This is a genomic window from Rhizobium sp. BR 317, from assembly GCF_047445835.1.
GTDB lineage: Bacteria > Pseudomonadota > Alphaproteobacteria > Rhizobiales > Rhizobiaceae > Rhizobium > Rhizobium paranaense.
On sequence record NZ_JARWLB010000120.1, the window covers coordinates 1 to 1,473 of the forward strand.

The 1,473-nt window shown below is 54.1% G+C and carries 1 protein-coding gene and 1 pseudogene; both read left to right on the plus strand.

The genetic code is table 11. The annotated features are described in order from the left end of the window. Positions 1-444 precede the first annotated feature (444 nt). Positions 445-870, plus strand: coding sequence for an Rrf2 family transcriptional regulator (locus tag QD357_RS32210; RefSeq protein WP_414126063.1), 426 nt, complete (start codon positions 445-447; stop codon positions 868-870). A gap of 264 nt (positions 871-1,134) precedes the next feature. Continuing rightward, positions 1,135-1,473 (plus strand): annotated as a pseudogene (locus QD357_RS32215) (hypothetical protein); the annotation flags it as partial.

A 1,473-nucleotide genomic window follows, 5' to 3' on the forward strand; every position in this document is an offset into this window, starting at 1 on the left:
GCTCTCGCCTGATACGTTAGGCTCATAAAGGTGTGGTGTGKACCGATCGGAGTCKAGGGGCTCACTTACCTGCCGCCTGCATTCCATAACAAAATCAAAGGCGTAGCATTCTGACGAGCCATGGGGCCATGGTTGGTGGCATATTTTTTTKAACAAACTCCGATAGTTAACTAGAGCGCGAGCAATCGAACGGGAAATAAATGCGGTTCAAATCCCTTCAAGGTGTGGACAATGGGCTTTTAAATGGCAGCTGCGATGGACGCCATTTCAATCGCGCGTCGCTTCCCGGGGTGTCGCCGCCGAGCACCCCGTCATTCAGCCGGCTGTATCGTCACTCGACAGACATCAGAAAGGCCTTGCAAGCCTGTMCTGCTGGTGGAGGGATAACACGCTTACTTGCATAGATCCGATATGTGCCTGTATAAAGCACATATTGAGGACGCCATGAACACCCGCTTCGCCGTTGCCACGCACATACTGACATTTCTGCAATCACAAGAGGGCTCGCCAGCATCTTCAGAGCTCATCGCTTCAAGCGTTAATACCAATCCGACGCTCATTCGGCGGCTTMTTTCGCAGTTGGCTAGGGCCAGTTTGACGACGTCTCAGATGGGAAGCGGCGGCGGAGCTTTACTGGCACGGCCAGGTTCCTCGATCACGCTGCTGGACGTGCACCGGGCAATCGACGAAGACCTTGTGGTTTTCCCGCTGCACCAGGAACCGAACCCTCAATGCCTAGTMGGCCGGAACATCAACAAGGTTCTAAAGGGTCGCCTTGCCTATGTCGAGCGGGCGATGGAGCGTGAACTTTCCCGCACGACCATCGCTGATCTCGCGGCCGATATCTCCGCTATCAGTTCGACGGCTTGAGCGAAAACCCGATTCTTCGTGCGCCGGGGCTTTACATTTATATGTGATCGAAATAGATACATATAATCTGTTACAGAAATGGTCACATATTATGAAAGCAAATCTCCCGGGCCGTCTCGTTCTTGCGATTGCGGCAGTACTCTCCCTCGTAGGTGGCCTGACGGCGACCGCCGGTCACGCAACGGAAACTGAAATGACTTCACAAGAAAAACAGGTCTTCGACTTCTCAAGGCTATCGAAACCGGCGCGGCCGAGCCGGTCGGCGTGATTGATCCCGCCAAGTACATTCAGCATAATCTCGCAGCCGCCGATGGCCTGAAAGGCTTCGGTGAGTTGCTGGCTGCGCTGCCCAAGKGGTCGGCCAAGGTGAACACGGTCCGAGTGTTCCAGGACGGCGATTTCGTTTTCGCTCACAGCAGCTATGATTTTATCGGACCGAAGATAGGGTTCGACATCTTTCGCTTTGAGGACKGKAAGATCGTCGAACATTGGGATAATCTTCAGGAAACGTCAGGCCCTAATCCGAGCGGACACACGATGGTCGATGGCCCGACCGGAGCCAAGGATCTGGACAAGACTGTGGTCAACAAGACGGTGGTGTCT